This is a genomic window from Actinomadura sp. HBU206391 (assembly GCF_014323665.1).
In the GTDB taxonomy this organism is placed as follows: domain Bacteria; phylum Actinomycetota; class Actinomycetes; order Streptosporangiales; family Streptosporangiaceae; genus Actinomadura_C.
In genome coordinates, this window is record NZ_JABVEB010000001.1 from 393,560 (window position 1) to 418,692 (window position 25,133).

At 69.7% G+C, this 25,133-nt stretch carries 27 protein-coding genes; 13 read left to right on the plus strand and 14 right to left on the minus strand.

Annotation, left to right across the window (positions count from 1 at the left end; translation table 11 throughout):
- Window positions 1–927: a hypothetical protein gene (locus HKK72_RS01940; protein ID WP_187232430.1), complete on the plus strand. Its 927-nt coding sequence runs from the start codon at window positions 1–3 to the stop codon at window positions 925–927.
- Between the two features lie 38 nt (window positions 928–965).
- Here HKK72_RS01940 and HKK72_RS01945 read toward each other — a convergent pair whose 3' ends face one another.
- On the minus strand, window positions 966–1,463 hold the full coding sequence (locus HKK72_RS01945; RefSeq protein ID WP_222720187.1) for a GNAT family N-acetyltransferase: 498 nt from the start codon (window positions 1,461–1,463) through the stop codon (window positions 966–968).
- 294 nt (window positions 1,464–1,757) lie between these two features.
- On the opposite strand from HKK72_RS01945, the gene HKK72_RS01950 reads away from it, so the two are divergent.
- Window positions 1,758–2,585 (plus strand): MOSC domain-containing protein, encoded by an 828-nt coding sequence (locus tag HKK72_RS01950; RefSeq protein ID WP_187232431.1) that lies wholly within the window; start codon window positions 1,758–1,760, stop codon window positions 2,583–2,585.
- Between the two features lie 25 nt (window positions 2,586–2,610).
- Here the strand turns inward: HKK72_RS01950 and HKK72_RS01955 are convergent, their stop codons facing one another.
- Window positions 2,611–3,096: a GNAT family N-acetyltransferase gene (locus HKK72_RS01955; RefSeq protein ID WP_261986422.1), complete on the minus strand. Its 486-nt coding sequence runs from the start codon at window positions 3,094–3,096 to the stop codon at window positions 2,611–2,613.
- Between the two features lie 82 nt (window positions 3,097–3,178).
- Window positions 3,179–4,135 (minus strand): ADP-ribosylglycohydrolase family protein, encoded by a 957-nt coding sequence (locus tag HKK72_RS01960; RefSeq protein ID WP_187232432.1) that lies wholly within the window; start codon window positions 4,133–4,135, stop codon window positions 3,179–3,181.
- Between the two features lie 161 nt (window positions 4,136–4,296).
- Between HKK72_RS01960 and HKK72_RS01965 the strand changes: the two genes are divergently transcribed.
- Together HKK72_RS01965 and HKK72_RS01970 are read left to right on the plus strand one after the other, a co-directional pair.
- The gene (locus HKK72_RS01965; RefSeq protein WP_315987016.1) at window positions 4,297–5,127 is read left to right on the plus strand and encodes an NAD(P)H-binding protein; all 831 of its coding nucleotides are present in this window, start codon (window positions 4,297–4,299) and stop codon (window positions 5,125–5,127) included.
- Between the two features lie 373 nt (window positions 5,128–5,500).
- The gene (locus HKK72_RS01970; RefSeq protein ID WP_187232434.1) at window positions 5,501–5,974 is read left to right on the plus strand and encodes a hypothetical protein; all 474 of its coding nucleotides are present in this window, start codon (window positions 5,501–5,503) and stop codon (window positions 5,972–5,974) included.
- A 414-nt stretch (window positions 5,975–6,388) separates the two neighbouring features.
- On the opposite strand, the gene HKK72_RS01975 is transcribed toward HKK72_RS01970, so the two are convergent.
- The 4 genes from HKK72_RS01975 to HKK72_RS01990 all read right to left on the minus strand — a co-directional run bounded on the left by HKK72_RS01975 (window position 6,389) and on the right by HKK72_RS01990 (window position 11,100).
- On the minus strand, window positions 6,389–7,834 hold the full coding sequence (locus HKK72_RS01975; RefSeq protein WP_187232435.1) for an MFS transporter: 1,446 nt from the start codon (window positions 7,832–7,834) through the stop codon (window positions 6,389–6,391).
- A gap of 676 nt (window positions 7,835–8,510) precedes the next feature.
- The gene (locus HKK72_RS01980; RefSeq protein WP_187232436.1) at window positions 8,511–9,053 is read right to left on the minus strand and encodes a carboxymuconolactone decarboxylase family protein; all 543 of its coding nucleotides are present in this window, start codon (window positions 9,051–9,053) and stop codon (window positions 8,511–8,513) included.
- Between the two features lie 63 nt (window positions 9,054–9,116).
- Window positions 9,117–9,947 carry an SAM-dependent methyltransferase gene (locus HKK72_RS01985; RefSeq protein WP_410050273.1) on the minus strand — a complete coding sequence of 277 codons (831 nt, stop codon included), beginning with the start codon at window positions 9,945–9,947 and terminating at the stop codon, window positions 9,117–9,119.
- A gap of 55 nt (window positions 9,948–10,002) precedes the next feature.
- The gene (locus HKK72_RS01990) at window positions 10,003–11,100 is read right to left on the minus strand and encodes an NADAR family protein (protein ID WP_187232437.1); all 1,098 of its coding nucleotides are present in this window, start codon (window positions 11,098–11,100) and stop codon (window positions 10,003–10,005) included.
- Window positions 11,101–11,178: 78 nt separating this feature from the next.
- Between HKK72_RS01990 and HKK72_RS01995 the strand changes: the two genes are divergently transcribed.
- Window positions 11,179–11,895, plus strand: a complete 717-nt coding sequence (locus tag HKK72_RS01995; RefSeq protein ID WP_222720189.1) for a hypothetical protein — start codon at window positions 11,179–11,181, stop codon at window positions 11,893–11,895.
- 99 nt (window positions 11,896–11,994) lie between these two features.
- Entirely contained in the window at window positions 11,995–12,858 is an 864-nt protein-coding gene (locus HKK72_RS02000) for a helix-turn-helix domain-containing protein (protein ID WP_187232438.1), read from the plus strand.
- A 127-nt stretch (window positions 12,859–12,985) separates the two neighbouring features.
- On the opposite strand, the gene HKK72_RS02005 is transcribed toward HKK72_RS02000, so the two are convergent.
- Window positions 12,986–13,585 carry a GNAT family N-acetyltransferase gene (locus HKK72_RS02005; protein WP_187232439.1) on the minus strand — a complete coding sequence of 200 codons (600 nt, stop codon included), beginning with the start codon at window positions 13,583–13,585 and terminating at the stop codon, window positions 12,986–12,988.
- 302 nt (window positions 13,586–13,887) lie between these two features.
- Between HKK72_RS02005 and HKK72_RS02010 the strand changes: the two genes are divergently transcribed.
- A complete protein-coding gene (locus HKK72_RS02010) occupies window positions 13,888–14,412 on the plus strand; it encodes a hypothetical protein (RefSeq protein WP_187232440.1) in 525 nt (174 codons plus the stop codon).
- A gap of 19 nt (window positions 14,413–14,431) precedes the next feature.
- Here HKK72_RS02010 and HKK72_RS02015 read toward each other — a convergent pair whose 3' ends face one another.
- Both HKK72_RS02015 and HKK72_RS02020 read right to left on the minus strand, forming a co-directional pair.
- Window positions 14,432–15,013: a hypothetical protein gene (locus HKK72_RS02015; RefSeq protein WP_187232441.1), complete on the minus strand. Its 582-nt coding sequence runs from the start codon at window positions 15,011–15,013 to the stop codon at window positions 14,432–14,434.
- A 256-nt stretch (window positions 15,014–15,269) separates the two neighbouring features.
- Window positions 15,270–16,805, minus strand: a complete 1,536-nt coding sequence (locus tag HKK72_RS02020; RefSeq protein WP_187232442.1) for a class I adenylate-forming enzyme family protein — start codon at window positions 16,803–16,805, stop codon at window positions 15,270–15,272.
- Window positions 16,806–17,249: 444 nt separating this feature from the next.
- Here HKK72_RS02020 and HKK72_RS02025 point away from each other — a divergent pair, with 444 nt between their 5' ends.
- Entirely contained in the window at window positions 17,250–17,936 is a 687-nt protein-coding gene (locus HKK72_RS02025; protein ID WP_187232443.1) for a DUF4190 domain-containing protein, read from the plus strand.
- A 56-nt stretch (window positions 17,937–17,992) separates the two neighbouring features.
- The gene (locus HKK72_RS02030; RefSeq protein ID WP_187232444.1) at window positions 17,993–18,187 is read left to right on the plus strand and encodes a DUF4291 family protein; all 195 of its coding nucleotides are present in this window, start codon (window positions 17,993–17,995) and stop codon (window positions 18,185–18,187) included.
- 53 nt (window positions 18,188–18,240) lie between these two features.
- Here the strand turns inward: HKK72_RS02030 and HKK72_RS02035 are convergent, their stop codons facing one another.
- Window positions 18,241–18,639, minus strand: coding sequence for a VOC family protein (locus tag HKK72_RS02035; protein WP_187232445.1), 399 nt, complete (start codon window positions 18,637–18,639; stop codon window positions 18,241–18,243).
- A 116-nt stretch (window positions 18,640–18,755) separates the two neighbouring features.
- Here HKK72_RS02035 and HKK72_RS02040 point away from each other — a divergent pair, with 116 nt between their 5' ends.
- Window positions 18,756–19,631 carry an NAD(P)-dependent oxidoreductase gene (locus HKK72_RS02040; protein WP_187232446.1) on the plus strand — a complete coding sequence of 292 codons (876 nt, stop codon included), beginning with the start codon at window positions 18,756–18,758 and terminating at the stop codon, window positions 19,629–19,631.
- Between the two features lie 150 nt (window positions 19,632–19,781).
- The gene (locus HKK72_RS02045; RefSeq protein WP_187232447.1) at window positions 19,782–20,336 is read left to right on the plus strand and encodes a TetR/AcrR family transcriptional regulator; all 555 of its coding nucleotides are present in this window, start codon (window positions 19,782–19,784) and stop codon (window positions 20,334–20,336) included.
- A 16-nt stretch (window positions 20,337–20,352) separates the two neighbouring features.
- On the opposite strand, the gene HKK72_RS02050 is transcribed toward HKK72_RS02045, so the two are convergent.
- Window positions 20,353–21,003 (minus strand): MOSC domain-containing protein, encoded by a 651-nt coding sequence (locus HKK72_RS02050; protein WP_187232448.1) that lies wholly within the window; start codon window positions 21,001–21,003, stop codon window positions 20,353–20,355.
- A gap of 63 nt (window positions 21,004–21,066) precedes the next feature.
- The gene (locus tag HKK72_RS02055; RefSeq protein ID WP_187232449.1) at window positions 21,067–21,885 is read right to left on the minus strand and encodes a PIG-L family deacetylase; all 819 of its coding nucleotides are present in this window, start codon (window positions 21,883–21,885) and stop codon (window positions 21,067–21,069) included.
- A 261-nt stretch (window positions 21,886–22,146) separates the two neighbouring features.
- Here HKK72_RS02055 and glnII point away from each other — a divergent pair, with 261 nt between their 5' ends.
- A complete protein-coding gene (gene glnII, locus HKK72_RS02060; protein WP_187232450.1) occupies window positions 22,147–23,160 on the plus strand; it encodes a glutamine synthetase in 1,014 nt (337 codons plus the stop codon).
- A gap of 91 nt (window positions 23,161–23,251) precedes the next feature.
- Here glnII and HKK72_RS02065 read toward each other — a convergent pair whose 3' ends face one another.
- Complete coding sequence (locus HKK72_RS02065; RefSeq protein WP_187232451.1) at window positions 23,252–23,965, minus strand: DUF6882 domain-containing protein; 714 nt, start codon at window positions 23,963–23,965, stop codon at window positions 23,252–23,254.
- A 179-nt stretch (window positions 23,966–24,144) separates the two neighbouring features.
- Here HKK72_RS02065 and HKK72_RS02070 point away from each other — a divergent pair, with 179 nt between their 5' ends.
- Complete coding sequence (locus HKK72_RS02070) at window positions 24,145–25,050, plus strand: LLM class F420-dependent oxidoreductase (RefSeq protein ID WP_222720190.1); 906 nt, start codon at window positions 24,145–24,147, stop codon at window positions 25,048–25,050.
- The last annotated feature ends 83 nt before the right edge of the window (window positions 25,051–25,133 follow it).

Genomic DNA, 25,133 nt, shown 5'->3' on the forward strand with positions numbered 1-25,133 from the left:
GTGAGCGACGACGCGTGGGACGTACGGCCCTTCGAAGGACTGGCCGGGGTGGTGCCCGGTGGGCTGCGGTTGGGGGAACGCCGTTCGGTGCTCGCCGCCCGGCTCGCCGATGAGCTGGGTGAGCGGCTCGGCGAGCGGCGGACGTTCCGGAAGGCGGCCTGGCAGACCGGTCTGTGCGACCACTACATCGAAGGCGGGTTGATCCTGTTCTTCGATGACCGCGACCGGCTCTGCTATGTCGAGCTCTGCGAGGACGCGCCGGTGACCTACGACGGGGTGTGGCTGCTCGGTCGCCCCTACGGCGAGGTCGTCGCCGATCTGCGATCCAGGGGGTGCCGGCTGGTCGAGGGCGACGTCGGGTGCGAGGCGCCCGACGCGGGGTTCAATCTCACCGCCGTCGATCCGCAGGATCCCGCACGACCGGTGGACTGTGTCGGGGTCTTCGTCAACAGCCCGGCCGACGGCGTTGTGGGCATGTCGGACGAGGAGCCGGTGGAGTCGGTCACCGAGCATCGTCTGGTGTCGATGGAGGGCACGGAGGCGGTACGGCTGGGGCAGGACCGGCGGGAGTTGCGGGGCCTTCTCGGGCCTGCCCTGCAGAGCCGCCCGGATTACGGCGGCGAGACCCGGGACTGGTACTTGGAGCATGGCCTGGTGCTGACGTTCGACGCCGCCGACCGGCTGGTCTCACTGGTCGTTCATTACGCGATTCGCGGTGGTACCGCGTGGTTTCGCGGGGTGCAGCTTCTCGACCGGCCCTACGCCGAGGTGGTCGCCGAGCTCGAAGCGCAGGGCGTACGGGTGGAACCGGCCGAACTGGGCGGCCGGGTGCCGGACCACGGCTTCGCTCTTTATCTGAGGGGGCTGCAGAACCCGTCCATGCCGATCGCCGCTGTCGCCTTCACCGATCCCCTGGTCGCGGTCTGAGCTCCGCTCGTGCCCTTCGACCGGCTGAACGGCGCGGCTCAGGACGGAGCGCGGGTCATGAGCTGATAGCGGACGCCGTGGTCACGGGGATGTGGATAGAACTGGTCGACGGTTGTGAACCCCAGGCGTTCGTACAGGCGCCGGGCTCGATCGTTGCCGTCGACGACCCACAGCCTCACCCCGCGACCACCGCCGTGCTTGTCCGCCCAGGCGATCACCTCGCGTACGAGCTCGGCGGCGACCCCGGTGCCACGGGCGGCGGGCGAGACCCACATCCCGAACAGCTCGATCGCGCCCTCGACCTCTTCGGAGGCATACCCGCCGGCGACACCGACCGGCGTGCCGCCGGCGAACGCGACGACCTTGAGTCCCTGTGCCGGCTGCACCATGTCCCGCCATCTGGCCTCGTCATAGGCCTGCTCGCGCTCAAGGGTGGAGTAGAACGCCTCGGGCGCGTCACGGAGGGCGGTAAGGCGGACGTCACGCCACACCTGCCAGTCGTGCCGGGTGAGATGACGCATTTCGAACTGACGCATCCGGTCCTTCCCCTCACGTGCCGGGCGAGATCTGGACCTTATGCGCAGGTGACAGAGGTCGGCCAACGATTTTCGAGGTCACGGCGAGCCGTGTCGTCCACCCGCTGAGTCAAGGGAACGCCGTGAGCGCCGGGTGGTCGGCTAAAGCTGACGAATCTTTGTCGGATTCGGTTGATTCGGCTGGCTCGTGCGGCCCGATGAACCGTACTGTCGAATCGTGATCCGCGGGGTCCGTGCCGCCGCCGACCTCGGCGAATGCGCGTCCTGGCTCCGCCTCGTCCGGGGGGAAGAGCGATGGCCCGTGTCGCCGAGTTGATCACCTACCCCGTCAAGGGGTGTGCCGGCATCTCGATGACCGAGACCCTGGTCGCCGAGACCGGCCTTGCCCACGACCGCAGCTTCATGGTCGTCAGCGAGAAGGGCGTGTTCCGCAGCCAGCGGCGGGATCCGCGGCTCGCGCTCATTCGTCCGGAGGTCAGCGCGGATGGTGAGCGGCTCACGCTGACCGCGCCGGGCGCCGATGCGCTGGTCGTCGAGGTCGATCTGGTGGCTGCGAGACGCGACGTGGACCTGTTCGGCAGGCCGTTCAAGGGCATCGACCAGGGGCAGGCCGCAGCCGAGTGGCTGTCCGACGTGCTCGGTGTGGCCGGCAGGCTGGTGCGCGTGCCGCCGGAGCATGACCGGGTGACCGATGGGCGGATCCCCGGCAGGTGCGGCTACGCTGACAGCGGCTCGGTGCATCTGCTCTCACAGGCCACGTTGGATGCGCTGAACCGGCGGCTCGCCGAAGGGGGCGGCCGGCCTCTGCCGATGAGCCGCTTCCGTCCCAACATCGTGATCGACGGATGGGAGGAACCGCATCGGGAGGATCGGGCTCGCGATCTCGGCATCGGCAACGCCGAGTTGGGCTATGCCAAGCTCGCCATCCGATGCGCCGTGACCATGGTCGACCAGCGTCATGCCGTGAAGGCTGGTCCCGAACCACTGCGCACGCTCGCGACGTACCGCCGCGCGTCCGCGGGCGGTGTCGCGTTCGGCGTCAAGCTCTCCGTCACACAGCCCGGCAAGCTGACAGTGGGCGACGAGCTGAAGGTCGGTTCCTGGAGCGAGTCGGAGCTCTGACCGAGATCCGGCTCCTCGCCCCCGCTCAACCGGTGAGCACGCGTCTGAAGGCCAGGAGCGAGACCCCGGGCACGGGCGACCAGTCGCGATCGGGCATCCGGGTGAAGCCCTCGGCGGCGTACAGCCGCTGGGCGGCCGTCATCGCCGGTCGCGTCGACAGCACCACCTGACGCGCTCCACGCGCGACGGCCCGGTCGACGGCCGCGCGCACCAGGGTGCCGCCGACCCCGCGGCCCTGCGCCTGCGGTGCCACGGCGAGTCCTCGGATCTCGGCCTCATCGCCGCCACGGGCGACCTCGCTGGCCGGATGCCAGGATTCCACCATGATCGTCCCCAGAATCCGGGACTCCTCGACGGCGACCAGCACCTCGCCTTGGCCATCGGCACCGAGGACCCGCAGGGTGTCGGCGTAGAGCGGATTCTCGGCCAGCAGGTTCTGGGCCCGATACGCCTCCAGCCGCAGGTCACCGACCGCGCCCATCTCGCCGGCAGTGGCCTCACGTACGAACATGGCTGTATCCAACCAGCACCCGTCGATGCCTCGGCGCGCGGCCACCGGACGGGCCGGCCGGGCTCTTCGATCCGTACGGTCGTCACCGCTCGAAGCGGCTGCGGCGCAGCTCCGCCAGCCGGGCCGCGAGGTCGCGAGGCTGCTCGAAGTCGACGAGGGCGAGCCAGCCGAGCCGGTCGATCTCGGCGGGCACACGGGCGCCCAGGATGCCGCCGACCATGGCGGCGACCGTGTCGGTGTCGCCGCCGAGCGATACGGCCAGGGGCAGTGCGGCGGCGAGGTCGGGCGCGGTGCGCACGACGTGCACGATCGCGGCGACGGTCTCGGCGGCGTCGAGGGTGACGCCTGCGGTGGGCGATCGCCAGGTGCCGGTCAGGGCCTCGCGTACGGCGGGCAGGTCGGCGTGGTGGCCCGTGACCCATTCGACCTCGGCCGCCGCTGCGGCCAGTACGGCGTCGATGTCGCACCCTTCGATCGCACTGGAGCCCATGGCCGTCACCACGCACGCGGCACCGATCGCCTGTGGCGCCTGGTGGGTGCCGATCGCCAGCGCATGGGTCAGCTCGCGCCGCAGCGCGGGATCGGTGGCCGGGGTGGTCCAGCCGACCGGCAGCATGCGCATCGCGGCGCCGTTGGTGGACCGCTGCCCCGGGTCGGGCTCGGGCAGGGATCCGGTCTCGCGGTAGTGCGCGAGCGCACGCCTTGTGGTCGGCCCGATGCCCTTGATCTCGTCGGCGGCGCCGGCGAGCCGGCTCATGAACTGCTCCGCCGTCGGGTCGCCGCCGGTGTCGGCCAGCAGCTCGGCGACCAGCAGCATCTGCGCGGTGTCGTCTGAGGTCGCGCCACGCGGCCAGCCTCTGCGCGTTGCGGGCAGCTCGGGTACCTGCGCCGCATCGACGGCGCCTGGTTCGAGGCCCTCCCAAGGGACGCCGAGCGCGTCCCCCGCCGCGAACGCGCGCATCGCCGCGGCGATCCGAGCGGCCATCGGGAGGTGGACCTCTGGACTCTGTGGGCCGGAGCGGAGATCGTCGTGGGACACCGCCAGATCGTAGTGCGGAAGATCGAGATCCGTCAGCGACCCGACCCCGTGGTTGGCGGTAATACGAATTGGCGGGTACGGATGAGAGCCAATAACCTGCGCAGGCGGTTCGCCGGCGTCTGATGCCGGTGATCGCCACCCGTGTCATAGGAGGGCTGTTCGTGGCAGAGATCGCGGTCACCGGCGTCACCGGGAACCTCGGGCGCATCGTCATCGAGGATCTGTTCACCCGGGTCGGCCCCGCCCACCTGATCGCGGTCGCGCGTACGCCGGGCAAGGCCGCCGACCTGACCGAGCGCGGGCTCGAGGTACGGCACGGCGACTACGATGACGCCGGCTCACTGGACAGGGCGCTCGCCGGGGTGCGGACACTGCTCCTTGTATCGAGCCCCGACCTGGCTCCCGGCGTACGGGTCGCACAGCACCGAACCGTGATCGCCGCCGCCGCCAGGGCGGGTGTACGGCGCCTCGTCTACACCAGCGGCATCGGTGCCGGTGACGGCCAGGCCTTCGCAGGAGATCACACTGCCACCGAGCGGGCGCTCGGCGAGTCCGGGCTCAGCTACACGGTGTTGCGCAACGCCCTGTACTCCGAGGCCTTCATCGGTACGGCGCTGGCCCAGGCGAGCCGGACCGGTGAGGTCACCTCCGCCACTGAGGGCCGGACTCTCAACACCGCCAGGCTCCGCGATCTCGCGTTGGCGGCGAGCGCCGCGCTCACCGGCGCCGAACATGACAACGCCACCTACGAACTCCGCGGGCCGTCGTGGACCTACGCCGACCTCACCGAGACCCTGGCCGATGTCCTCGGCAGGCCCGTGGCCCACCGGGAGGTCACCGACGCCGAGGCCGGCTGGCTCGGCGCCGTGTTCCCACTGGTGCGCGCCGGCGCCCTCACCGGCACCGGCCCGGACCTGGAACGACTGCTCGGACGGCCGGCCACCGGCCTTCACGACACCGTCACCGCGCTCATCGAGCGACAGGCAGGCTGAGCCCCGCCAGACGGCCGTCACCGGGTGTGGGGGCGCCGGTTTTAGACCGACGCGTTCAGGCCGACGCGTTCAGGCCAGCCCGTTCAGGGCCACGAGCGCGAGGACCATGACGTCCAGCGAGATCATCGTGATCGGATCCCGCACCTTCAGCCGGCTGATGATCGCGCCGATCACGAGAGCGGCCAGGCCGAGAGAGCACGATGGTCACGTTGTTCATCGGCGTCCTTCAGTTGTCGACGGATTCATGAGCAGGCGGGCTCAGCGTGCCACATCCGAGAATGTCAGTGCCGCTCACTACGCTGTCGAAGACACCACATGTTGTACCCGGAGCTATTGAACAGCCCCACAGATTGTGGGCGTTATGGAGGCGAAGATGGCGGAGACGGCGATCCCACAGCAGCTGTCCCAGCGGCGCGACGGCCACACCACCTCCGTCACCATCGGCGGCGAACGCTTCCACCTGACCACCAACGGACGCGACGACGACGGCCTCGGCGAGGTGTCCATCCAGTGGGGCGAACACGAGACCGCCGGCGCCCACCTGATGGACGTCTACGCCGCCGCGCTGTCGCTCGGTCTGCGGCACGGTGTGCCGCTCACCGACCTCGTCGGCCACGGCATCGACCTGTACTTCGCACCGAACGGCCACACCGACGACCCCGAGATCCCTCGTGTCCGGTCCGTCGCCGATTGGATGGCCCGCCGCCTGGCCATCGACTGGCTTTCGCACGAGGAGCGCGCCGACCTGGGGATCTACACGCTCGATGAGCGTGTCGAGCAGGCCGCGGACTGGTTGACCGTGGAGGACGCCTCGGTTCCGGCCCCTCGGGCCGGGCTGCCGACGTGACCGCGTTCGCCGAAGACGCGCCCTCGGCCGGTACGCCTCAGGCCTCCGGGAACATGTAGTCGGTCGTGATGCGGTCGTCCTCGTCGAGGACCAGGAACTCCAGACCGCCGCCCGCCGCTTCGCCGCCGTCGATGGTCACCATCTCCCAGTTGAACTTGACGACGTCCTTCAGGCGCGCGGCGTCGCCCCGCGCCCGGCTCGGTCCAGAGCGCGATGTAGCGGCCGACCAGGTCGCGCGGGTCGGTGTTCGTCATGGTCTCTCCTCGGAGGGTGCGCTCAGGTCGCCTGCACATCGTGCGAGCCGGCACGTCGCGGAACAATCCCCGGAGGGAATCGCGGGTCTCGCCGAGGGGCGGCCATGGTCGGCCGGCCCGCCCTGGACGCCTCGGGCACGGTACAGCGCGCAGGACGTGCTCAGGACGTGCTCAGCCGGGCCTTCGGCTGTTGCGCGGCGAACTGCGCGGCGACCCTGTCGGCGGTGTGCCTCGCCCGCGGGCCGGTGGTGAGGAGGCCGAGGGCGAACACGGCGACGCCGCAGCCGCTCATGATCCACCAGGCCAGATGGCTGGCGGAGGCGAAGCCCGTGGCGAGTGGGCCGGTGATGCGCGAGGTGACCACCGATCCGAGGACGGCCACGCCGAGTGCGGCGCCGATCTGGCGGCTGGTGGACGCGGTCGCAGCCGCGACACCTGCCTGTGACCTGGGCATGCCCGACATAGCGGTGTTGGTGATCGGGGCGTTGAGCAGCCCGAATCCGATGCCGAAGATCACGTATATCCCGATCAGCAGCCCGATCGAGGTGTCATCGGTCATCCTCGCGAGGAGCGCCCCACTGACCGCGATGCCCGTACCGGCCCCCAGGAGCGACGGTCGCGCACCGCGGGCCGCGACGATCCGCCCCGACAGCGGGGCGAACAGGGCTGTCATGGCCGCCATCGGCAGGGTCAGCAACCCGGCGTCCAGGGGCGACAGCCGCCGGACCTCCTGCAAGTAGATCGAGTTGAGGAACACGAAACCGGCCAGCGCCGAGAACCCGATGATCGCGATCAGCACCGCTCCCGAGAAGGGCACGCTCGTGAAGAACCGGAGGTCGATCAGTGGTTCGGCACGCCGCCGTTCGTAGAACGCGATGCCGGCCAGGGCGCCGACGGCGACGATGAAGCATCCGGCGATCCGCGGCGACGCCCAACCCGCGGCCGGGCCCTCGATGATCCCGTACGTCAGGCCGCCCAGCAGGAGCATCACCAGCACCTGGCCGGCCGGGTCGATCCGGCGTGCCAGCGACGCCCGCGACTCCGGTACGTACAGCGCGACCAAGGCCACCGCGGCGATGCAGATGGGAACGTTGATCCAGAAGATCGACCGCCAGCCGATCGAGTGGACGAGCGCGCCCCCGATCACCGGGCCCAGCGCCATGCTCAGACCGACGACGCCGCCCCAGATCCCGATCGCCCGAGCCCGTTCCTTCGGGGCGGTGAAGGTGTTGGTGATGATCGACATGGCCACCGGATTCAGCATCGACCCGCCGATCGCCTGCACCGCCCGAAAGACGATCAGTAGCTCGATGTTCGGCGCCAGGCTGCACAGCAGTGAGCCCAGACCGAACAGCACCAGGCCGGTCTGAAAGACACGGCGCCGGCCGATCCGGTCGGCGGTCGACCCGGAGAGCATCAGCAGGCCCGCCACGACGAGCGTGTAGGCGTCGATCGTCCACTGCAGACCGGCCACCGACGCGTCCAGGTCGCGCCGGATCGACGGCAGCGCCAGGTTCACGATCGTGTTGTCCAGCCCGACGACGAACAGGCTGATGCAGCAGATCGTGAGTACGAGCAACCTGCGTCGGTGGCTTAGTTCGATCACGCAGCTCCCCAAAGCCGTAGTTAGCGGCCTTTTGCCACGTTATAACCGGCTTGCCGTAATCCATGGCCATGGTGGCGGTGAGCCCGCTCACTCAGGCCGGGACGGTCACCGGCCGCTGTCGGGCCGCGCCAATGACCCGCAGGGCCCACAGGACCTGCCGAAGGAACTCCCGGAGCCGGCGCTCGCGGTCCTCCTCGCCAGATTCCGCTTAGAAAGAGGGGAATGGCCCGGCCGAATGCGCGCCGGTCCAGGCCGTTGTCCCAGTCGTTTCCGATGTCCTTGGTGGACTCGTCCCAGATGGCCTTGACGGTATCGACAGGATTGGTGGTGACGAGACTGCCCCACCCTGCCCAGGTCTCGTTGAACCGCGCCTGCCCACAGCGGATATAGCCGTGCACGCCAGCTGATCCACCCCATCGACGACGCCGTTGTAGGCGTCGACACCGCGGCAGCATAATCAAATTCCAATTGACCGCGTAGGGCTTAAAGGCCCAAAATTGACGCATAACACGGAGTGATCAATGCCGGACTTTCGGTTACGGGAGCGAGCATCCCAATTGAAGACCGACTCATCTCCCGCCGGCTCCCACCCGTGGGAATGACGTGGGAGCCGGGATGTCCAGATCGAGATCCGGTGGGAACGCCGGCGGGGCGGGTGAGCCGACCGGATGGAAGGTCAGCGCCCGTACCCGAACTCGATGATGCGTCTGGCCGCCTGCGTGTACATCTCCTGGCCGCCGGGTACCAGCGTGCCGAGGCCGTCGACGTACCGGTTGTACATGGAGAAGGCCGCCGCGATCAGCACGGTGTCGTGAATCTCGACGTCGGTGGCGCCCTCGGCACGGGCCGCCGAGACGAGTTCGATAGTGACCTTGCGCCCGTCGTCGCGTACGACGGCGGCGATGCGCAGCAGCGCGCGCAGCTTCGCCGAGACGGGCGCGGAGTCGAGATCGCCGACCACCTGGTCGACCAGGGTCGGGTCGGAGTCGAGTTGCGCGGTGGCCGAGGCCGAGTGCGAGGCGTAGCAGAAGTCGCACTCGTTCAGCCCGGAGACATATGCGGCGATCAGCTCACGCTCGCCCGGGGTCAGCGAATGAGGCCCGCGCAGCAGCACCTCGGCCAGCTCCATGAGCGGCCTGGCGGTCTCAGGCCGGAATTTCAGCAGACCGGTGATGCCAGGATTCATCTGTTCGTTCACACCGAGGTTGATATGCGCCATGTCCCCATCCTTCCGTGAATCGCCAGCCGTCGGTCACGGTATCGCTCCGTGAATCGGAAGGCCCTAAGGCTTTCTCGCGACTCCGCAGAAGGTCATGACCTCGGCGGGCGTACCCCAGGGGTTGGGTTCGGGCCGCCAATGCGGGCAGGACACGACGCCGGGCTCGACCAGTTCCAGTCCGTCGAAGAACTTCGCGATCTCGCTCTGGCTGCGGCCCTTTATCGGGGTGGGGATCCCGCTGTCGTTGTAGGCGCGCACCGCCGTCCGCGTCGGCTCGGCGTCGATGCAGGCGTGCGCCAGCACCAGATGGCTGCCGGACGGCAGGGCGGCCAGTAGCCGCCGTACGATCTCGTAGGCCTCCTCGTCGTCGGTGACGAGATGCATGACGGCGAGCAGCATGAGCGCGACCGGTTCGGAGAAGTCCAACGTCCTGGCGGCGGCGTCCAGGATCTTCTCGGGGTCGCGCAGATCAGCGTCGAGGTAGTCGGTCGCACCCTCGGGCGTGCTCCTGAGCAGGGCGCGGGCATGGGCCAGCACCAGGGGATCGTTATCGACGTACACGACCCGTGACTCCGGGGCGACGCGCTGCGCCACTTCGTGGGTGTTGTCCATGGTGGGCAGCCCGGTGCCGATGTCGAGGTACTGGCGAATGCCCTCCTGCCCACCCACGTATCGCACGGCGCGGCTGAGGAACGCCCGGTCCGCGCGCGCGGAGTCGACGATCCCGGGCACCAGCGCCGCCACCTTGTCCCCGAGCATCCGATCGGCCTTGTAGCAGTCCTTGCCACCGAGCCAGTAGTTCCATACGCGCGCGGAGTGCGGTCTGCCGGTGTCGAGGCCGCGGATCGGCGAGGAGTCGGAAGGGTCGATGCCGTGGTGCTCCATGAAGAGCATCTTGCATGATCATTCGGGCTGCGCCGGCCAATGTGACGGGGGTCTCAACAAGGACTCAGCCTCGAGCCTGGGTTCGGGTGAGGGCGATCTCGGCGCGGACGACTTCGAGCAGCCGCCCGATCCAGTTGTGGCCGTGCTCCCCGTAGCGTTCCCAGTAGCGGGTCCCGACGCCGGTGAAGCAGATGAGCACGGCGTCGCCGGTCTCCAGAAGTCGGTCGGCGAGTTCGGGGTGCTGGGCGAATTTGGCCCGAAGAAGGTCGGCCATGACCGCCGGCCGAACGGCCGACCAGTCCTCGCGCCGGGGTGCGTCCTCGGCGAGCCGTTGAGCATCGTGGACACGGCCGGCCTCCCGGATGCGCGTCGCGAGATCGGCGTCGATGGTCGACCGCGCCCAGTAGGCGTGCATCGCCGTCGGATAGGTCAGCCCTTCGATGTCCACGGGGTGCGGGCTGGCGGGTGAGAGCCACTGCAACTCGTCGGCGTTGCCGAACATGACGGTGCGGCGTTCACCCGGCGGCCGTTCGGGGTCGTCCCAACGGCGCCGCACCTCGGGCGACCTTGCGCGCCTGTTCTCCTGTACGTACTCCCGGGCCCATGCGCGATCCTCCGCCGTCACCGGATCGGCGTCGCCGCCGTAAAGCGACTCCCCTTCGGGGGTCATCAGCGTCAGCAGGGGAATGTCCCGATTGTCCATGTCGCCGAGAAAGATGCGCAGATGCTCGGGTACGGCGTCGTACGCAGCACGCAGTGCGGTGCGGTTCCGTTCGGTGGGCTCGTCCACGAACGTCTCGGCCGCGGCGAGACAACGGTCCTCCGAGGTGGGCCGGTCGTTCAACCGCTCGATGTCGTCGGCTACCTCGGCGATCAGGTCGTCCGCTTCGACCCAGCCTCGGGGGCTGGTCATGGTCCAGCCGGCGACTCCGTGCGCGCTCGCGTCGGCGCCGTCCTCGAACTCGGTGGCGACCCAGCCGGAACGCACCTTGTGCGCGAACTCCTCGAAGGGCACCAGCCCCCAGCAGTCCACCATCCCGTCCGCGTAGATCTTCAGATCGGTGAAGAAGTAGCGGCCTCCGTTGCGGATGAACGCGTGCCGCCAGCAACCCTCGACCCGGACGCCGTCAACGTCCCGCCAGGTGCGATCCCACGATGCCATGCGGATCATTCTGACGAACTCGGGCAGGCGGCGGATGTGATCAACAAGGAACGGGGCGGCGCCTTAGTCTTGGGCGCCATGGCGACCGAAGCGGTGAGCGCTGATGACCGTGAACTCGACCGCGACACCTGCACGTGCTTTGACCCGGGCAGGGTGATCAGGCGACGGCGGGTGCGTTTCCACACCGAGCGCCAGGACACGACGGCCCCGGGCTGGCGGCACCTACTGGAACTGGTCGACGAGGCGGCCGCCGATGGCCGGGAGGTGTTCCGGCCGCTCCGGGACCTCAGCCCGAGTGAACGGCGGCAGATCGTCACGCTGCCGCCGTCCATCGCCAGGCTGACCGCGGTCAGGGAGCTCCATCTGTACGGCAGCAATCTCGTGCGGATCCCCCCGGAGATCGGCGCCATGACCGCCCTGGAGGAGTTCACCCCGTACACCTCGTATCGCCTGCACTGGTTCCCGTACGAGCTGACCAGGTGCACGAGGCTGAGGAGGAGCACCGTGAGCACCCGGGCGCTGTACGGCAACCACAAGATGAGGCCGCCGTTCCCTCGTCTTCAGCCCGCACGGGCCGCCGCCGCGATCCGCACGTGCAGCGTCTGCGATCGGCCCATGGAGGAAGCCAAGCTCCGCCAGGTGTGGATCTCACTGCGGGTCGCCGCCGATGTCCTGCCGCTCCTGGTCAACGCGTGCTCGGCGGCCTGCGTCGAGGCGCTACCGGATCCCGCGGAGGGCTACGTGCCGGTGCCGCACACGGGCGGCCGCAAAGTCCGTCAGCCTTCCGCCGATTGAGCCTCACCCGCCGGCTGAGGGGGACCGGGCCGCGACGGGCACTGAGAGGGCCACGATCACCGGCGGCACGAGGCAGTACGGGGGCCGTACGCTGGATCCGTGACTGACAACGAGCTCGGCTTGTTCCTGCGCGGCCGTCGCGAAGCCGTCACGCCCGCCGACGTGGGGCTTCCGAGCGGCACCCGCCGTCGTACGCCCGGTCTGCGCCGGGCCGAGCTGGCCACTCTCGCCGGGGTCAGCGTCGAATACCTGGCGCGGCTCGAACAGGGCCGCGACCGCCACCCGTCCGTTCAGGTCCTCGGCGCGCTCGCCGACGCGCTGCGGCTGTCTGCGGACGAACGCCTCTACCTGCGCCGCCTCTCCAAGGGGACCGGCGGCAATCTCCTCTGCCCGGGCGCCGCACCGCCGGCCCGCTCGGTGCGTCCCACCGTACGGGCGCTGCTCGACCGGCTGGAGCCGGCCCCCGCCATCCTGCTCAACCGGCTGAGCGATGTCCTCGCCTTCACCACGGGCTACGAGCGGCTCGCCGGGCCCAGCGGCCTCCTGGACGCCGATCCGCCCAATCTCATCCGGTTCGTGTTCACCGACCCCCGCGCGCGGGCGAGGTATCCGGACTGGGACCGCGTCGCCGACGAGCAGGTCGCCAGCCTCAGGAGCGAGGCCTACCGCGCCGACCCGCATGTCGCCGAGCTCGCCGACGAGCTCACCGTGACCGCGGGCGCACCGTTCACCGACCGGCTGCAGGCCGCTCCGCTCAGCGTCCCCCGACGCACAGGTGTCGAGCGGCTGCTGCATCCGGACGTGGGCGAGCTCCGGCTGGCCTACGAGACGCTCGGGGTCGGGCTGCCCGACGCCGACGAGCGGCGGCTCATCGTCTACCTTCCCGCCGACGAGGCGACGTCGGCCGCGCTCGACCACCTCAACGGGCGTCAACCCGGCGCGCTCCGCGCCGTGACCGGCTGACCGCGGGTGCTGCTGGAGATCGAACCCGACAACCACCCCAGCGCCGCGGTGGCTCGAGCCGCGGGCTTCGATCTCACGGACGCGCTGCCCGAGGTGGTGGAGGACAAGGGGCGGAGCTACGCCCTGCTCACCTGGGCGCATCACCGGGCGGTCGACGCGGGCCGGGCGCCAGGCTCTTTTCGTAGATGACGAAATCGCAGGGTGTCGCAAGGAGCGGTGCGAGCGCCGGATAGGTCTCTTCGATGGTTCCGGTACGCATGATCCGATAGCCGATGCGCGTGTACCAGCCCGCCAGGAACTCCTTCGACGGATGGGACCAGTTTCGCGGAACGAGCACTTCGAGCTGCATGGTGGAGAGCCCGTCCCGACGGCTCTGCCGCTCGGCGAAGCGGACCAGTTCCCGGCCGATGCCGGCGCCGCGGTGGCCGGAGTCGGCGGCCAGCATCCCGAACTCGCCCTTGCCGCCGTCAAGACGTTGGACGCGGACACAACCGACGATCCGCCCGTTCAGGCGGGCTACGGCGATCTGCCCGGCGCGGGTCAGGTCGGCGACCTCGTCCACCGTCGTACGGGCGGCGCCGTCGATCCACAGCCCGTCCTCGGCCACCGCGTAGACCTGGTTGATCAGGTCGGTGACCCGTTCCATGATCGTCACGTCGACGCTCGCGGTGACGGGCAACGGCTCGATCTCGATCGGCTGAACCGGCTGCGCGTCAGTTTCGGACATACAGGTACGTTACCGACCGGCATTCCCGGGGTGACGAAGGCCCACCGACCTGGCCGGCCGGCCTGCTCAGCCGGTCAGCCGCAGGGGGTACCGGCGCCTGAGAGGATCGGCGGATGCTGACCCTCAAGACGATGGTTCTGGGCGCCACGGACGTGCGGCGCGCCGTGGATTTCTGGGTTCGAGCGCTCGGGCGCGTTCAGTGCGGGGATCACCGAAGCGTGCGCGTAGAGGGGTATATCCCTGCTTGTACGTGAAAAGGGCGGATCACCGCCGAGAGCCGGAAAGCCGAGGGAGGAACCGCCATGCCGTCCACTGATCTGCCGCCGTCCGAGGACGCTCCACAGCACCTGCGGTCGCTGATCCGTCATTTCGTCGACCTGCGCGACGGAATCCACGGCGGCGAGACGAGCCGGCAGGGAAAGGAGGCCCGCTTCGCCGAGGCGGTCGAGCATCTGGACCCGTACGCGCGGCAGGCGCTCAGCGAGATGAACCGCACCCTGCTGCTGGACACCGGCACCGTGACCGCGACCGGGCTCGTCCGCGCGCCCGACGGAGGACTCGAAGCGGCGTGGACCCTCACCTGGGCCGAACAACGGGACGCCCAGGTCGAGCCGGTGACCATCAAGGCCTTCTACGGCAGGTCCTTCCACCACCCCCACCTCGGCGGCGGCACCGTGGGCGTGTGGCCCCTCAACGTGTTCAACGAGCAGGACGCCGCGGCGGAGCTGCCGACACTGAGGAGCATCGCGGCCGCCGATCTGCACAACCTCGTCTTCCAGCGCGACTACCGCATAGTCCCCGCCATCACGGCCGGAGCGACCTCATGACCTTCGCGGCGCGTGCCGCTCAGCCCCTGCAATCGCTGTAGTTGCCGTACTTGGCCTCGAAACCCCACAGAATGTAGAGATCGCGGGGCACCTTGGAGCACGGGGCCAGACCCGTGTCGCCCACGTAGGCCCAGGCGGCATCGCCTTCTTTGCGCCAGACATGGGGCCCGCCCTGCCGGCTCAGCTGATTGCCGGCGAACCCGGTGCTGCCGACCGCGTAGTAGGTACTGGGCTGGCTGTCGACACCCCAGACCACGCCATAACTGACGTCGAGGGGACCTACGACGTCGACGCGGCGCTCATTGGGGAAGGCGTACCGCTGGCTGGAGAAGTAGGCATCGGCGAGTTGCTTGCGGATGGCCGCTGTGAACGGGAGCCTGGCCGCCGGTCCCGACGGCAGGGCCGTGGCCCCACGCGGAGCGTCGGCTGAGACGTCGCGGATGCGGGGAGCGCCTTCGGCCCCGTTGCAGGCCGCGATGCCGAGGGCCGTCACCACGCACCCGAAGGCCAGGGCCGCTCTCGCGGACGGGGATCGCGCCGGGGATTTCATGCCCGCACGCCTCGCTGTCGTCATCTTGGCCGTCCGCGCATTGGCGCTCACGTCGGTTCCTCGGTGTGACTCACGTCGGTTCCTCTGTATGAAGGGTGCCGCAGTGTGCTCGGCAGAGGTCGGGTGTCCGCTCGCCCCCTCTCGGACATCGCACGTGCCTTTGTCCACCGAGAATGATTCCCACCCCGTACGGTGCGGATTCCCGGCGCGGGAGGGCTCGCGGCAGAATTGGGGAAACGCGTGCCACTGCCTGAGGGACCGGTGACCTCCGCCGTCGCCGGGTACGCGAAGTGCGTCCGGAGCCTGTTCAGCGGCCCCGGTCGGCGCCGGTCCAGAGCTGGTCGCGCAGGGCACGGCGCAGGATCTTGCCGACCGGGCTCTTCGGAATGGCGTCGACGAACTCCACGCGTTTGGGCACCTTGTAGCCGGCCAGCCGGGGGCGTACGTGGGCGGTGAGCTCCTCGGCCGTGACCTCGGCTCCGGGCCTGCGGTGCACGAACGCGACCACCGCCTCGACCCAGCGCTCGTCCGGGGCGCCGACCACCGCGCACTCGGCGACCGCGGGATGCGAGTGCAGCGCGTCCTCGACCTCACGGGGGTAGACGTTGTAACCGCCGCTGACGATCATGTCCGACGTACGGTCGACGAGATGCATGAAGCCGCGGTCGTCGAAGCGTGCGACGTCGCGGGTCCGTACCCACCCGTCACCGAGGAAGGTGGCCGCGTTCAGCTCGGGAGCGTTCAGGTAACCGGCCATCGTGAACGGCGCGCGCACCGCCACCTCACCCGGTGCGCCGGGCACGACGTCGGCACCGTGTTCGTCGATCAGCCGTAGCTCGACGTCGACGCCGGGCTGTCCGCAGGACCCGAGGGGCGCGTCGGCGCCGACATGGTCCTCGGGCGACAGCACGGAGATGCACAGCGGCGCCTCGGTCTGGCCGTAGTACTGCGTGAAGATCGGCCCCCAGGCGGCCATCGCCTCCTCGATGACCGGACGCGGCATCGGCGAGGCCCCGTAGACCACCGACCGCAGGGTGCCGACGTCGGCGGCCGCCCCGCCCGTCGCCAGCAGCATCTGCAGCATGGTCGGCACCAGGTTGACGTGCGTCACGCCGAGGCGGGGGATCGCCGCGAGGTAGGACTGCGGGTCGAAACCGTCGAGGATCGCGGCGCGCGCACCGCGCAGCCAGAACGGCAGCACGAACGTGCCGCTCGCGTGGATCAGCGGGGCGGCATGCAGCATGACGTCGTCGCGTGCCGGGCTCGTGAGGTTCGCCAGGATGTTGACGACGATCGCCGCGTAACTCGCCTGGGTGTGCTGCGCGGCCTTGAGCCTGCCGGTGGTGCCCGAGGTGTAGAGCGCGAGGATCACGTCATCGGGCCGTACGGGGAGATCGGGGTCCGTGGCCGACGCCCGATGCATCTCGGCCAGCAGATCGAGGTCGCCGGGCCGGCCGGCGCCCAGGCTCAGGGTGCGCAGCCCGTCCATCCGGTCGGCCAGTTCGCCGGCGCGTTCGGTCAGCCGGGATTCGTGCACCAGCGTGCGCACTCCCGCGTCGGCGAGCATGCGCTCATGCTCGGCCACCGACAGCCGGGTGTTCAGCGGCACCCGGCACACCCTGGCCTTGAGGCAGGCGAAGTCGAGCGGCACCGTCCACAGTCCGTTGCCGAGCAGCAGGCCGACCCGCTCTCCCGCCTCGATGCCCGCGCCGATCAGCACGTTGGCCAGGCGGTTGGCCGCCTGATCGGTCTCGCGGAAGGTCAGTGCCGCGTCGCCGTACCGGATGGCCACGCGGTCGCGGTGCCGGCGAGCCCCGGCCCTGACCATGTCCACCGTCAACATCAGGCCTCCTGAGAGTCATGCAGCCGCGTAACCATGCGGAGTCGATCAGTTCCAAGATCACTACTATCCCCAGTCGAAGGCATATTTTCCACAGGCTGTGGACAACGGCGTATGGGCGATCGGCCTGGAGGCCCGAGCCGACCGAGCCGCCGTTCCGCCGAGCCTCTCAGTTGGAGGGCCTTCTGAGCTGGACTGACGTCCCTGCGGCAGCAGGATCGCATTCCTCGGCATGGGCACGGCAGCGATCCGGCAGACCGGACGGTGATGATTCCGACCAGCGCCAGGGCCGATCCCGGTCAGGTGGTCACCTCTCAGTGATCTCTCGCCGGCCCCCGCTGTGCCCAGGGCGCGCACATACCTGACCCGCATGACGACGAACCCCGGCGCGACCGGAGGCCCCAAGGGGCCGAGGCGCCGGTGACGATAGAAAGGTGCAGTTCGACCATGTCGACCCACGATTCCAACGGGACCGCCACCCCCATGGCGCCCGCGTCCACTCCCACGGGCTCCGCGGGGTTCACCGGGCCCGGCGGACCCGCCGCCCGCCCCCACCGACGCGCCACCAGCGGTATGGCGATCGCGACGCTCATTCTCGGGGTCGCGGGATTCCTGGTGATCACGATCCCGGTGAGCCTGGTCCTCGGGGTGCTCTCCCTCGTGCGCACCGGACGCCAGGGTCAGAAGGGCAAGGGCCTGGCCACGACCGGCATGGTGCTGGCGGTCGCGTGGGCCGTGGGCCTCGCCGTCGTCGTCGCCAAGGCGGCCGATTCGCCGGAGCCCGCGCGAGACGCGAAGGGTCAGATCAGCGAGGCCACGCAGGCGGCGCCGGAGAAGCTCAAGGTCGGGGACTGCGTGGCGCAGATCAACGACACGGAGGTCTCTGACGTACGGGCGCAGCCGTGCAGCCGGCCGGGCAGCGGCAAGGTGTTCGCGATCTTCCAGCTCACCCATCGCGCGTGGCCGGGCGAGGCGGCCGCCAACAAGCGGGCCGGTGACGACTGCGTCAAGCGCTACGAGCGGTCACGCCAGCAGGCCAAAAAGCAGTCCGAGATCCAGTTCCTCCGTCCCACGGAGGCCAGCTGGCGGCTGGGCGACCGGAGGGTCGTGTGCCTGGTGGTCCCCAAGGCCTGACAGACGGGAGGCGGTGACGGCCGCCTCGTCATGACCCGGGGGCGGGCGGCGTCGGCTTGTGCCGGCGCCGCCCCTGTTTCACCCCCGCGTACGAGTGGACCCTGGACATCCAGGACCTGACGCCCCTCGTCCGCAAGATCCATAAATTGATCCGTGCCGGCGAAGCGGCCAAGGCCAAGGATCTGCTGCCGCGCGAACGCGTCTATCCCCTCGCCCTCGAACTCGCCAGGCGAGTCGGCGTGGACGTCTAGGACCGTCCGTGGCCCGGCGGCGTCCCGACCGGCCGTGCTCGGTGGCAGGGCGGCTACGTCGCCGCGCGCCGGGGTTGGAGGAGATCCCAGCGGTTGCCGTACAGGTCTTCGAACACGGCGACCTTCCCGTAGTCCTCCTCGCGCGGGGTCTCCAGGAACGCGACTCCCGCCGCGCGCATCCGGGCGTGATCGCGGTCGAAGTCCTCGGTGTAGAGGAACATGCCGACCCGGCCGCCGGTCTGCTCGCCCACCCGCGACTCTTGGTGAGGGGTCGCCGCCCGGGCCAGCAGCACCGCGGTCTCGCTCGCGCCGCGAGGAGCGACCACCACCCAGCGCTTGTGCTCGTCCAGGCGGGTGTCCTCGCGCAACTCGAAGCCGAGGGCGTCGACATAGAAGGAGATGGCCTCGTCATAGTCGCGTACGACGACGGTCACGAGTCCGAGGTACGGCATCCGCCGATTATGCCAAGGGCCATGGGGCGTGCCCTGTGGGGGATGCCGAGAGCGGCGACCGGGGGTGCTTCACTGGAACGCGAGAGTCCTTCCATGCAACAGGGAGAGATCCGTACATGACCGAAAAGACCTCGGTGGCAGTCCTCGGTACCGGCATCATGGGCGCGGCGATGGCCCGCAACCTCGTCATGGCCGGTCATGACGTCCGCGTCTGGAACCGCACCAGGGCCAAGGCCGAGCCGCTCGCGGGTGACGGCGCCCGGGTCGCCGGCACCCCGGCCGAGGCCGTCGACGGTGCCGACGTCGTCCTGACGATGCTGCACGACGGCCCCTCGGTCGGCGACGTGATGCGGGAGGCGGCTCCGGCATTGCGCCGCGGCGCCGTCTGGGCGCAGTGCTCCACCGTCGGGCTGGCGGCGCTCCCGGAGCTCGCGGCCTTCGCCGGCGAACACGGCCTCGTCTTCGTCGACGCGCCGGTGCTCGGCACCCGGCAGCCGGCGGAGAACGGGCAACTGCTGATCCTGGCCGCCGGCCCGGACGAGGCCCGCCCGGCCCTCGCCCCCGTCTTCGACGCGGTCGGCAGCCGTACGATCTGGGCCGGCGACGACGGCGCGGTGGGCGCGGCCACCCGCCTCAAACTCGTCGCCAACAGCTGGGTGCTCGCGATCACGAACGGCACCGCCGAGGCGCTGGCCCTCGCCAAGGGCCTCGACGTCGACCCGCGGGACTTCCTGGGCCTCATCGCCGGAGGCCCGCTCGACGTGGGGTATCTGCATGTGAAGGCGGCCGCGATCCTCGACGACGACCTCACCCCGAGCTTCTCGACCACCACGGCCGAAAAGGACGCCCGTCTGATCGTCGCGGCGGGGGAAGAGGCGGGCGTGCGGATGGACCTGGCCGCGGCGGGCGCCGAGCGCTTCCGCCGGGCGGTCGCTCAGGGCCACGGCGACGAGGACATGGCGGCCTCGTACTTCGCCAGTTTCGACGACTGATCGACCGCAGGTCCTCCGTCGCCACTTGACGTCTCTGGCTAACTAGATTAGCTTTTCGGCTATCTAGATGAACTTTTGCGCTATGGAGGCTGCGATGACTCTCTGCCGAGGTCGTCGTGGTCGTCCTGCCCCTCCTCAAGGAGAACGCCGTTGCCCAGAGCCGGGCTCTCACCCGACGCCGTCGTCGACATCGCCCTGCGGATCGTCGACGAAGGCGGCGCCGGGGCCCTGACCCTGGCCGCGGTGGCCGGCCGGGCCGGCGTGGCGACGCCCTCGCTCTACAAGCACGTACGCAACCTCACCGAACTGCGGGCACTGGTCTCGATACGGGTCATGGACGAGCTCGCCGCCCGGGCGAGCGAGGCCGCACTCGGCCGATCCGGCGACGATGCGTTGCGTGCCCTGATGCAGGCCTATCGCTCATACGTCGTGGATCATCCCGGTCGCTACTCGGCCATGATCCAGGAGGCCGATCCCGCGCTCGCCGAAGCCGGGCAGCGGCTGGTCGACATCGTTCTCGCCGCACTCCGGGCGTACGGGCTCGCGGGGGCGGACGCGATCCACGCGGCCCGTGGCCTCCGCTCGGCCGCGCACGGCTTCGCCGTTCTCGAGGCGGCCGGGGGCTTCGGGCTCCCCGAGAATCTCGATGCGAGCTATGACCTGCTCATTCACATGGTCATCTCGGGGCTGCGCACTCTCGCCTGAACCGTAGTGGCGGTGGTCAGGTGGCGCGCTTGCGGGCACGCCGCTTGACCTCTTCGGGCAGGGCGTCGGCGGCCAGCAGTCTCGGCAACAGGTCGGGCTCCAGGGTGAGCGCACGGAACACGAGCGAGACGGTCACGTCGTGCGACGGGCGGTCGATGACGGTGACCTCGTCCCCTTGCTGGATGTCGCCGGGTTCGATCACTCGGAGATAGGCCCCCGGCACGGCCCGCCGGGTGAATCGCTTGATCCACCCGGCCTGCTCCATCCAGCCCTGGAAGGTGCCGCACGGGATGCGCGGGTCCGCCACCTCGAGTACGACCTGTGCGCCGATCCGCCAGCGTTCGCCGATCAGAGCGCCGTTCACGTCGAGGCCCGAGGTGGTCAGGTTCTCGCCGAAGACGCCGTCCGGCAGGTCGCGTCCGAGTTCCGCCGCCCAGTTGTCCAGATCCTCACGCGCGTAGGCGTAGACGGCCTGGTCGGTGCCCCCGTGGTGCTTGACGTCATAGACCCGGTCGCCCGCCAGGCCGACCTCGCCGGTGCCCTTCGGCCCGGGTGCGCTCACCGCGACCGGCCCCGCGACCGGTCGCTTGTCGATACCGGTCGTGCCGGTGTCCTTCCACGGGTTGGTGCGCGGTCTGCCGATGTTCACCGAGATGAGAACTGCCATACCTGAACGGTAAGGCAGTGCCGGCACCGCGCCGCGACCTCATTTCGCTGCGACGGAGCCTGCTCAGCGGAGGCCGGCGAAGACGTCGTCCTCATGATCGGGGGCCGGGACCTTGCTGATGGCGCGGACGAAGGCCTCGGCACCGAACGCCCGGCGCAGGGCCTCGTCGGGCATCCGCAGGAAGAAGATGTTGTCGCCCTGGCTGGCGTGGGCCTCCAGCGCCTTGCGCTTGCGCTCGGTGTACGCGGCCACGTCCACCACCGTGGTGATCAGTTCGTCCGGGGTGCCGAAGTCCTCCGGCAGTTCCGAGACGTCGCCGAGATCGGCGCCGATGCTCCGCAGGTACTCGAACAGCTCTCTCATCGCCTTGCGGGGGACGGCGGTGTGGTAGAGCTTGCGCGGGATCCCGGTCGCCTCGGCGGCCGCGACGGCGATCCGGTGGGCCTGGATGTGGTCGGGGTGACCGTAGTTGCCGTTCTCGTCGTAGGTGACGACGACCTGGGGCCGGTATCGCTCCATCAGCGCGGCCAGCCGGGCGGCCGACTCGTCGATCGGGACGTTGTAGAAGGCCTCCGGCGCCTCGTTGGCGGCCCACCCGACCATCCCGGAGTCGCGGTAGCCGAGCAGTTCGAGATCGGTGATGCCCAGATGGGCCACGGAGGCACGGAGCTCATCGAGACGCAGGGCGCTCACCTGGCTCTCGTCGTGCCCGGGCTGACCCGGCTTGATCCCTCCTGGGGCGTCGCCCTGTTCGCCGTTGGTGCAGGTGACCAGTACGGTGCGGATCCCCTCGTCGGCGCAGCGGGCGAAGAGCCCGCCGGTTCCCAGCACTTCGTCGTCGGGGTGGGCGTGGACGGCCATCAGCGTGAGTTCAGGATCCATGGGCTCCAGGATGCCCGAGCGGGCGAGCACCCGAACCGCCTGTGCCGGCCCGAAACCGGATCCGCCGGGCCCGAGGGCGGGTCCGCCGGTTCGAAAGCGGGTCCGCCCGCTGGAACCCGATCCCTCGGTGACTCCGGCGCCTGTGGCGAGTCTCACGTCGCGATTAACATCGCGTTCATATAGGGGCAACAGATGTGAAATGTCCGATTGCCAGTCTCGGCGTGTCCGAAACCCCCGTCTACCTGCGAAGAGGGGCTGACGTTGACGTACAAGGCCGAGTACATCTGGATCGACGGTACGGAGCCGACCGCTCGCCTCCGTTCGAAGACCAAGATCCTGCCCGACGGCGCGGATCTTCCGGTGTGGGGTTTCGACGGGTCCAGCACCAACCAGGCTCCTGGGGGCGCGTCGGACTGTGTGCTGAAGCCGGTCTTCTCCTGCCCCGACCCGGTACGCGGCGGTGATGATCAGCTCGTCCTGTGCGAGGTGCTGACCACCGACATGGAGCCGCACCCGAGCAACACCCGGGCGCTGCTCAGCCCGATCGCCGAGCGGTTCGCCGCGCAGGAATCCTGGTTCGGGATCGAGCAGGAGTACACGTTCTTCGAGGACGGCCGGCCGCTCGGCTTCCCGTCCGGCGGCTTCCCCGCCCCGCAGGGCTTCTACTACTGCGGCGTCGGCGCCGACGAGGTCTTCGGACGCGAGATCGTCGAAGCGCATCTGGACGCCTGCCTCACGGCGGGTCTGGAGATCTCCGGCATCAACGCCGAGGTCATGCCGGGTCAGTGGGAGTTCCAGGTCGGCCCTGGTGGCCCGCTCGAGGTCGCCGACCACCTGTGGGTCGCGCGCTGGCTGCTCTACCGCATCGCCGAGGACTTCGGCGTCGGCGCCACGCTCAACCCCAAGCCGGTGGAGGGCGACTGGAACGGCGCCGGAGCGCACACCAACTTCTCCACCAAGGCGATGCGCGACGGCTACGAGCCGATCATCACCGCGTGCGAGGCGCTCGGGGAGCAGGCCCAAGAGCACGTCAAGGGCTATGGCGCGGGCATCGAGCACCGGCTCACCGGCCTGCACGAGACCGCCCCGTGGAGCGAGTACAGCTACGGCGTGTCCGACCGGGGCGCCTCGGTTCGCATCCCGTGGCAGGTCGAGGCCGACAAGAAGGGCTACATCGAGGACCGGCGTCCCAACGCCAACTGCGACCCGTACGTGGTCACCCGCCTGATCGTCGAGACCTGCTGCTCCGCGCTGGAGAAGGCCGGCCAGGTCTGACCGGCCCGAAGACCGCGGCATCGCCTTGCCGCCGGGTCGGCGATGTGGACGTACGTCCATGTCGCCGGCCCTTTGTCCTTCGGGCCCGTCATCAGAGCGATCGGCCGGCCGCGTCGCCGGACACGGCGGTGAGGTTGCCCACCGGGTCGAAGGCCGCGGCCACCACCGCACCGCTCGGATGCCGGCCGGCGATCTGATCCGGCGTCTCGTTGCTCGCCATGTTGAAGTGCCGGAACATGCCTCGTACGACGGCGCGCTGCTCCCTCGGCCAGACCTGGGCCGCCCTCGCCAGGAGCGCGGGCGCTGCGGCCGGGTCGAACTGCGCGACCGGCAGCTGCGGATCGTCGAGGTGGACGTACGTGGATCCCTTGCCGTCATTGATCCGGCACGACCAGATCCCCTGGCCGCCGAGGACGTACGCCGACGCGATGGCCAGCGTCGTCGCGGCGCCGTGGGGGTTCGGGAAACCGGCCAGGTCGAGATGACCCGTGGTCAGCTCGGGAATGCCCTGTCGTTCACCAAAGCGGTAGATCATCCGTACCGGCGCCACCGCGGGATGCTCCCAGTCGAAGCCCGGGTTGTCCCACATCCACAGCCAGGTCTGGCTCAGATGGGAGAAACTGCCGAGGCCCGTCACGCCGCCGATGACCAGTCCGTTCCCCGTCAGAGTGCGGGCGGTGAGGTCGAGGTTCCGGTGGTGCGTGCCGAGGAACGCGTTGACCAGGTCCTGTTGCTGGATGGCGCCCGCAGTGCAGTCCGCGGCGAATGCCTGGAAGATCGGGCTGAAATCGCTTGGTGCTGACATATCCGGTCAGCCTATGTTTCGTCGGTCGGCGGCGGGAGGCTCCGTGCCGGTTTCCACCCGCCGGTTCCTTCGGACATCGCCGTACGGCCACCCCGGCGATTCGGTCTCCATGGCGAGCACTTAGAGTCATGGAGAAACGCGGAGCGTAATCGAGAGGGCGGTGACCTGCGATGCCAGAGATGAGCATCGACATCCCGGCGTTGAAGCGGCGGATGGGCCGTGTGGGGGTGTGGACCTGGACGCTGGGCGCGGACTCGGTGGCCGCCGAACGTGAGGCCGCCGCCGAGATCGATGGCCTCGGCTATGGGACGTTGTGGATCGGGGAAAGCCCACGGGGCAAGGAGGCGCTGACTCACGCGGCGATTCTGCTGGGCACGACCCGGCGGCTGATGGTCGCGACCGGTATCGCCAATGTCTGGGCCCGTGACGCGACGGCGGCCGCGAACGGGGCGAACACCCTGGCGGAGGCGTTCGACGGACGTTTCGTGCTGGGCCTGGGCGTGAGCCACGCTCCTCTAGTGCAACCGAGAGGGCACGACTATGGCAAGCCACTGGATGTGATGCGCTCCTACCTCGACGCGATGGACGCGACGGAGTACGAAGGTCACGTGCCCGAGCCGCCGCCGCGGATGCTCGCCGCGCTGCGGACGAAGATGCTCGAACTCTCGGCCGAGCGTGCCGAGGGCGCGCACACCTATTTCGTCACTCCCCTGCACACCTCGCGCGCTCGTGCGGTCCTCGGGGACGGGCCGGTGCTGGCGCCGGAGCAGGCCTTCGTGCTCGAGACCGACCCGACGCGGGCACGTGAGGTCGCGCGTCGCTACATGTCGTTCTACCTGGTCCTGCCGAATTATCTGAACAACCTCAGGGAGCTCGGCTGGGAGGAGGACGATCTCGCCGACGGGGGCAGTGACGCGCTCGTCGACGCCATCGTGGTGTGGGGCGACGAGGACGCGGTCGCCGCTCGCGTCCGGGAGCACCATGAGGCCGGGGCCGACCACGTATGCGTCCAGCCGCTCGCCGACGACAACCGGCAGGTGGTGGACCACCTGCGCAGACTGGCCCCGGTGCTGGTCGGGAGCTGACTCGGCACCGGCTTGCCCGGAGACCGACCCGGCACGGCCGTGGCCGCAGAACCGATCCGGCACCGGCGTGTCAGGACAGCCGA

What these genes read in the sequence shown, in the direction of transcription:
- HKK72_RS02070 (WP_222720190.1), top strand. Translation starts at nt 24,145, where the DNA reads ATGAGCATCGACATCCCGGCGTTGAAGCGGCGGATGGGCCGTGTGGGG.
- HKK72_RS01955 (WP_261986422.1), bottom strand. Translation starts at nt 3,096, where the DNA reads ATGTTCGTACGTGAGGCCACTGCCGGCGAGATGGGCGCGGTCGGTGAC.
- HKK72_RS02005 (WP_187232439.1), bottom strand. Translation starts at nt 13,585, where the DNA reads ATGTCCGAAACTGACGCGCAGCCGGTTCAGCCGATCGAGATCGAGCCG.
- HKK72_RS02050 (WP_187232448.1), bottom strand. Translation starts at nt 21,003, where the DNA reads ATGGCAGTTCTCATCTCGGTGAACATCGGCAGACCGCGCACCAACCCG.
- HKK72_RS01985 (WP_410050273.1), bottom strand. Translation starts at nt 9,947, where the DNA reads ATGCTCTTCATGGAGCACCACGGCATCGACCCTTCCGACTCCTCGCCG.
- HKK72_RS01950 (WP_187232431.1), top strand. Translation starts at nt 1,758, where the DNA reads ATGGCCCGTGTCGCCGAGTTGATCACCTACCCCGTCAAGGGGTGTGCC.
- HKK72_RS01990 (WP_187232437.1), bottom strand. Translation starts at nt 11,100, where the DNA reads ATGGCATCGTGGGATCGCACCTGGCGGGACGTTGACGGCGTCCGGGTC.
- HKK72_RS01970 (WP_187232434.1), top strand. Translation starts at nt 5,501, where the DNA reads ATGGCGGAGACGGCGATCCCACAGCAGCTGTCCCAGCGGCGCGACGGC.
- HKK72_RS02065 (WP_187232451.1), bottom strand. Translation starts at nt 23,965, where the DNA reads ATGTCAGCACCAAGCGATTTCAGCCCGATCTTCCAGGCATTCGCCGCG.
- HKK72_RS02040 (WP_187232446.1), top strand. Translation starts at nt 18,756, where the DNA reads ATGACCGAAAAGACCTCGGTGGCAGTCCTCGGTACCGGCATCATGGGC.
- HKK72_RS02010 (WP_187232440.1), top strand. Translation starts at nt 13,888, where the DNA reads ATGCCGTCCACTGATCTGCCGCCGTCCGAGGACGCTCCACAGCACCTG.
- HKK72_RS02055 (WP_187232449.1), bottom strand. Translation starts at nt 21,885, where the DNA reads ATGGATCCTGAACTCACGCTGATGGCCGTCCACGCCCACCCCGACGAC.
- HKK72_RS02020 (WP_187232442.1), bottom strand. Translation starts at nt 16,805, where the DNA reads ATGTTGACGGTGGACATGGTCAGGGCCGGGGCTCGCCGGCACCGCGAC.
- HKK72_RS02035 (WP_187232445.1), bottom strand. Translation starts at nt 18,639, where the DNA reads ATGCCGTACCTCGGACTCGTGACCGTCGTCGTACGCGACTATGACGAG.
- HKK72_RS01945 (WP_222720187.1), bottom strand. Translation starts at nt 1,463, where the DNA reads ATGCGTCAGTTCGAAATGCGTCATCTCACCCGGCACGACTGGCAGGTG.
- HKK72_RS01980 (WP_187232436.1), bottom strand. Translation starts at nt 9,053, where the DNA reads ATGGCGCATATCAACCTCGGTGTGAACGAACAGATGAATCCTGGCATC.
- HKK72_RS02025 (WP_187232443.1), top strand. Translation starts at nt 17,250, where the DNA reads ATGTCGACCCACGATTCCAACGGGACCGCCACCCCCATGGCGCCCGCG.
- HKK72_RS01995 (WP_222720189.1), top strand. Translation starts at nt 11,179, where the DNA reads ATGGCGACCGAAGCGGTGAGCGCTGATGACCGTGAACTCGACCGCGAC.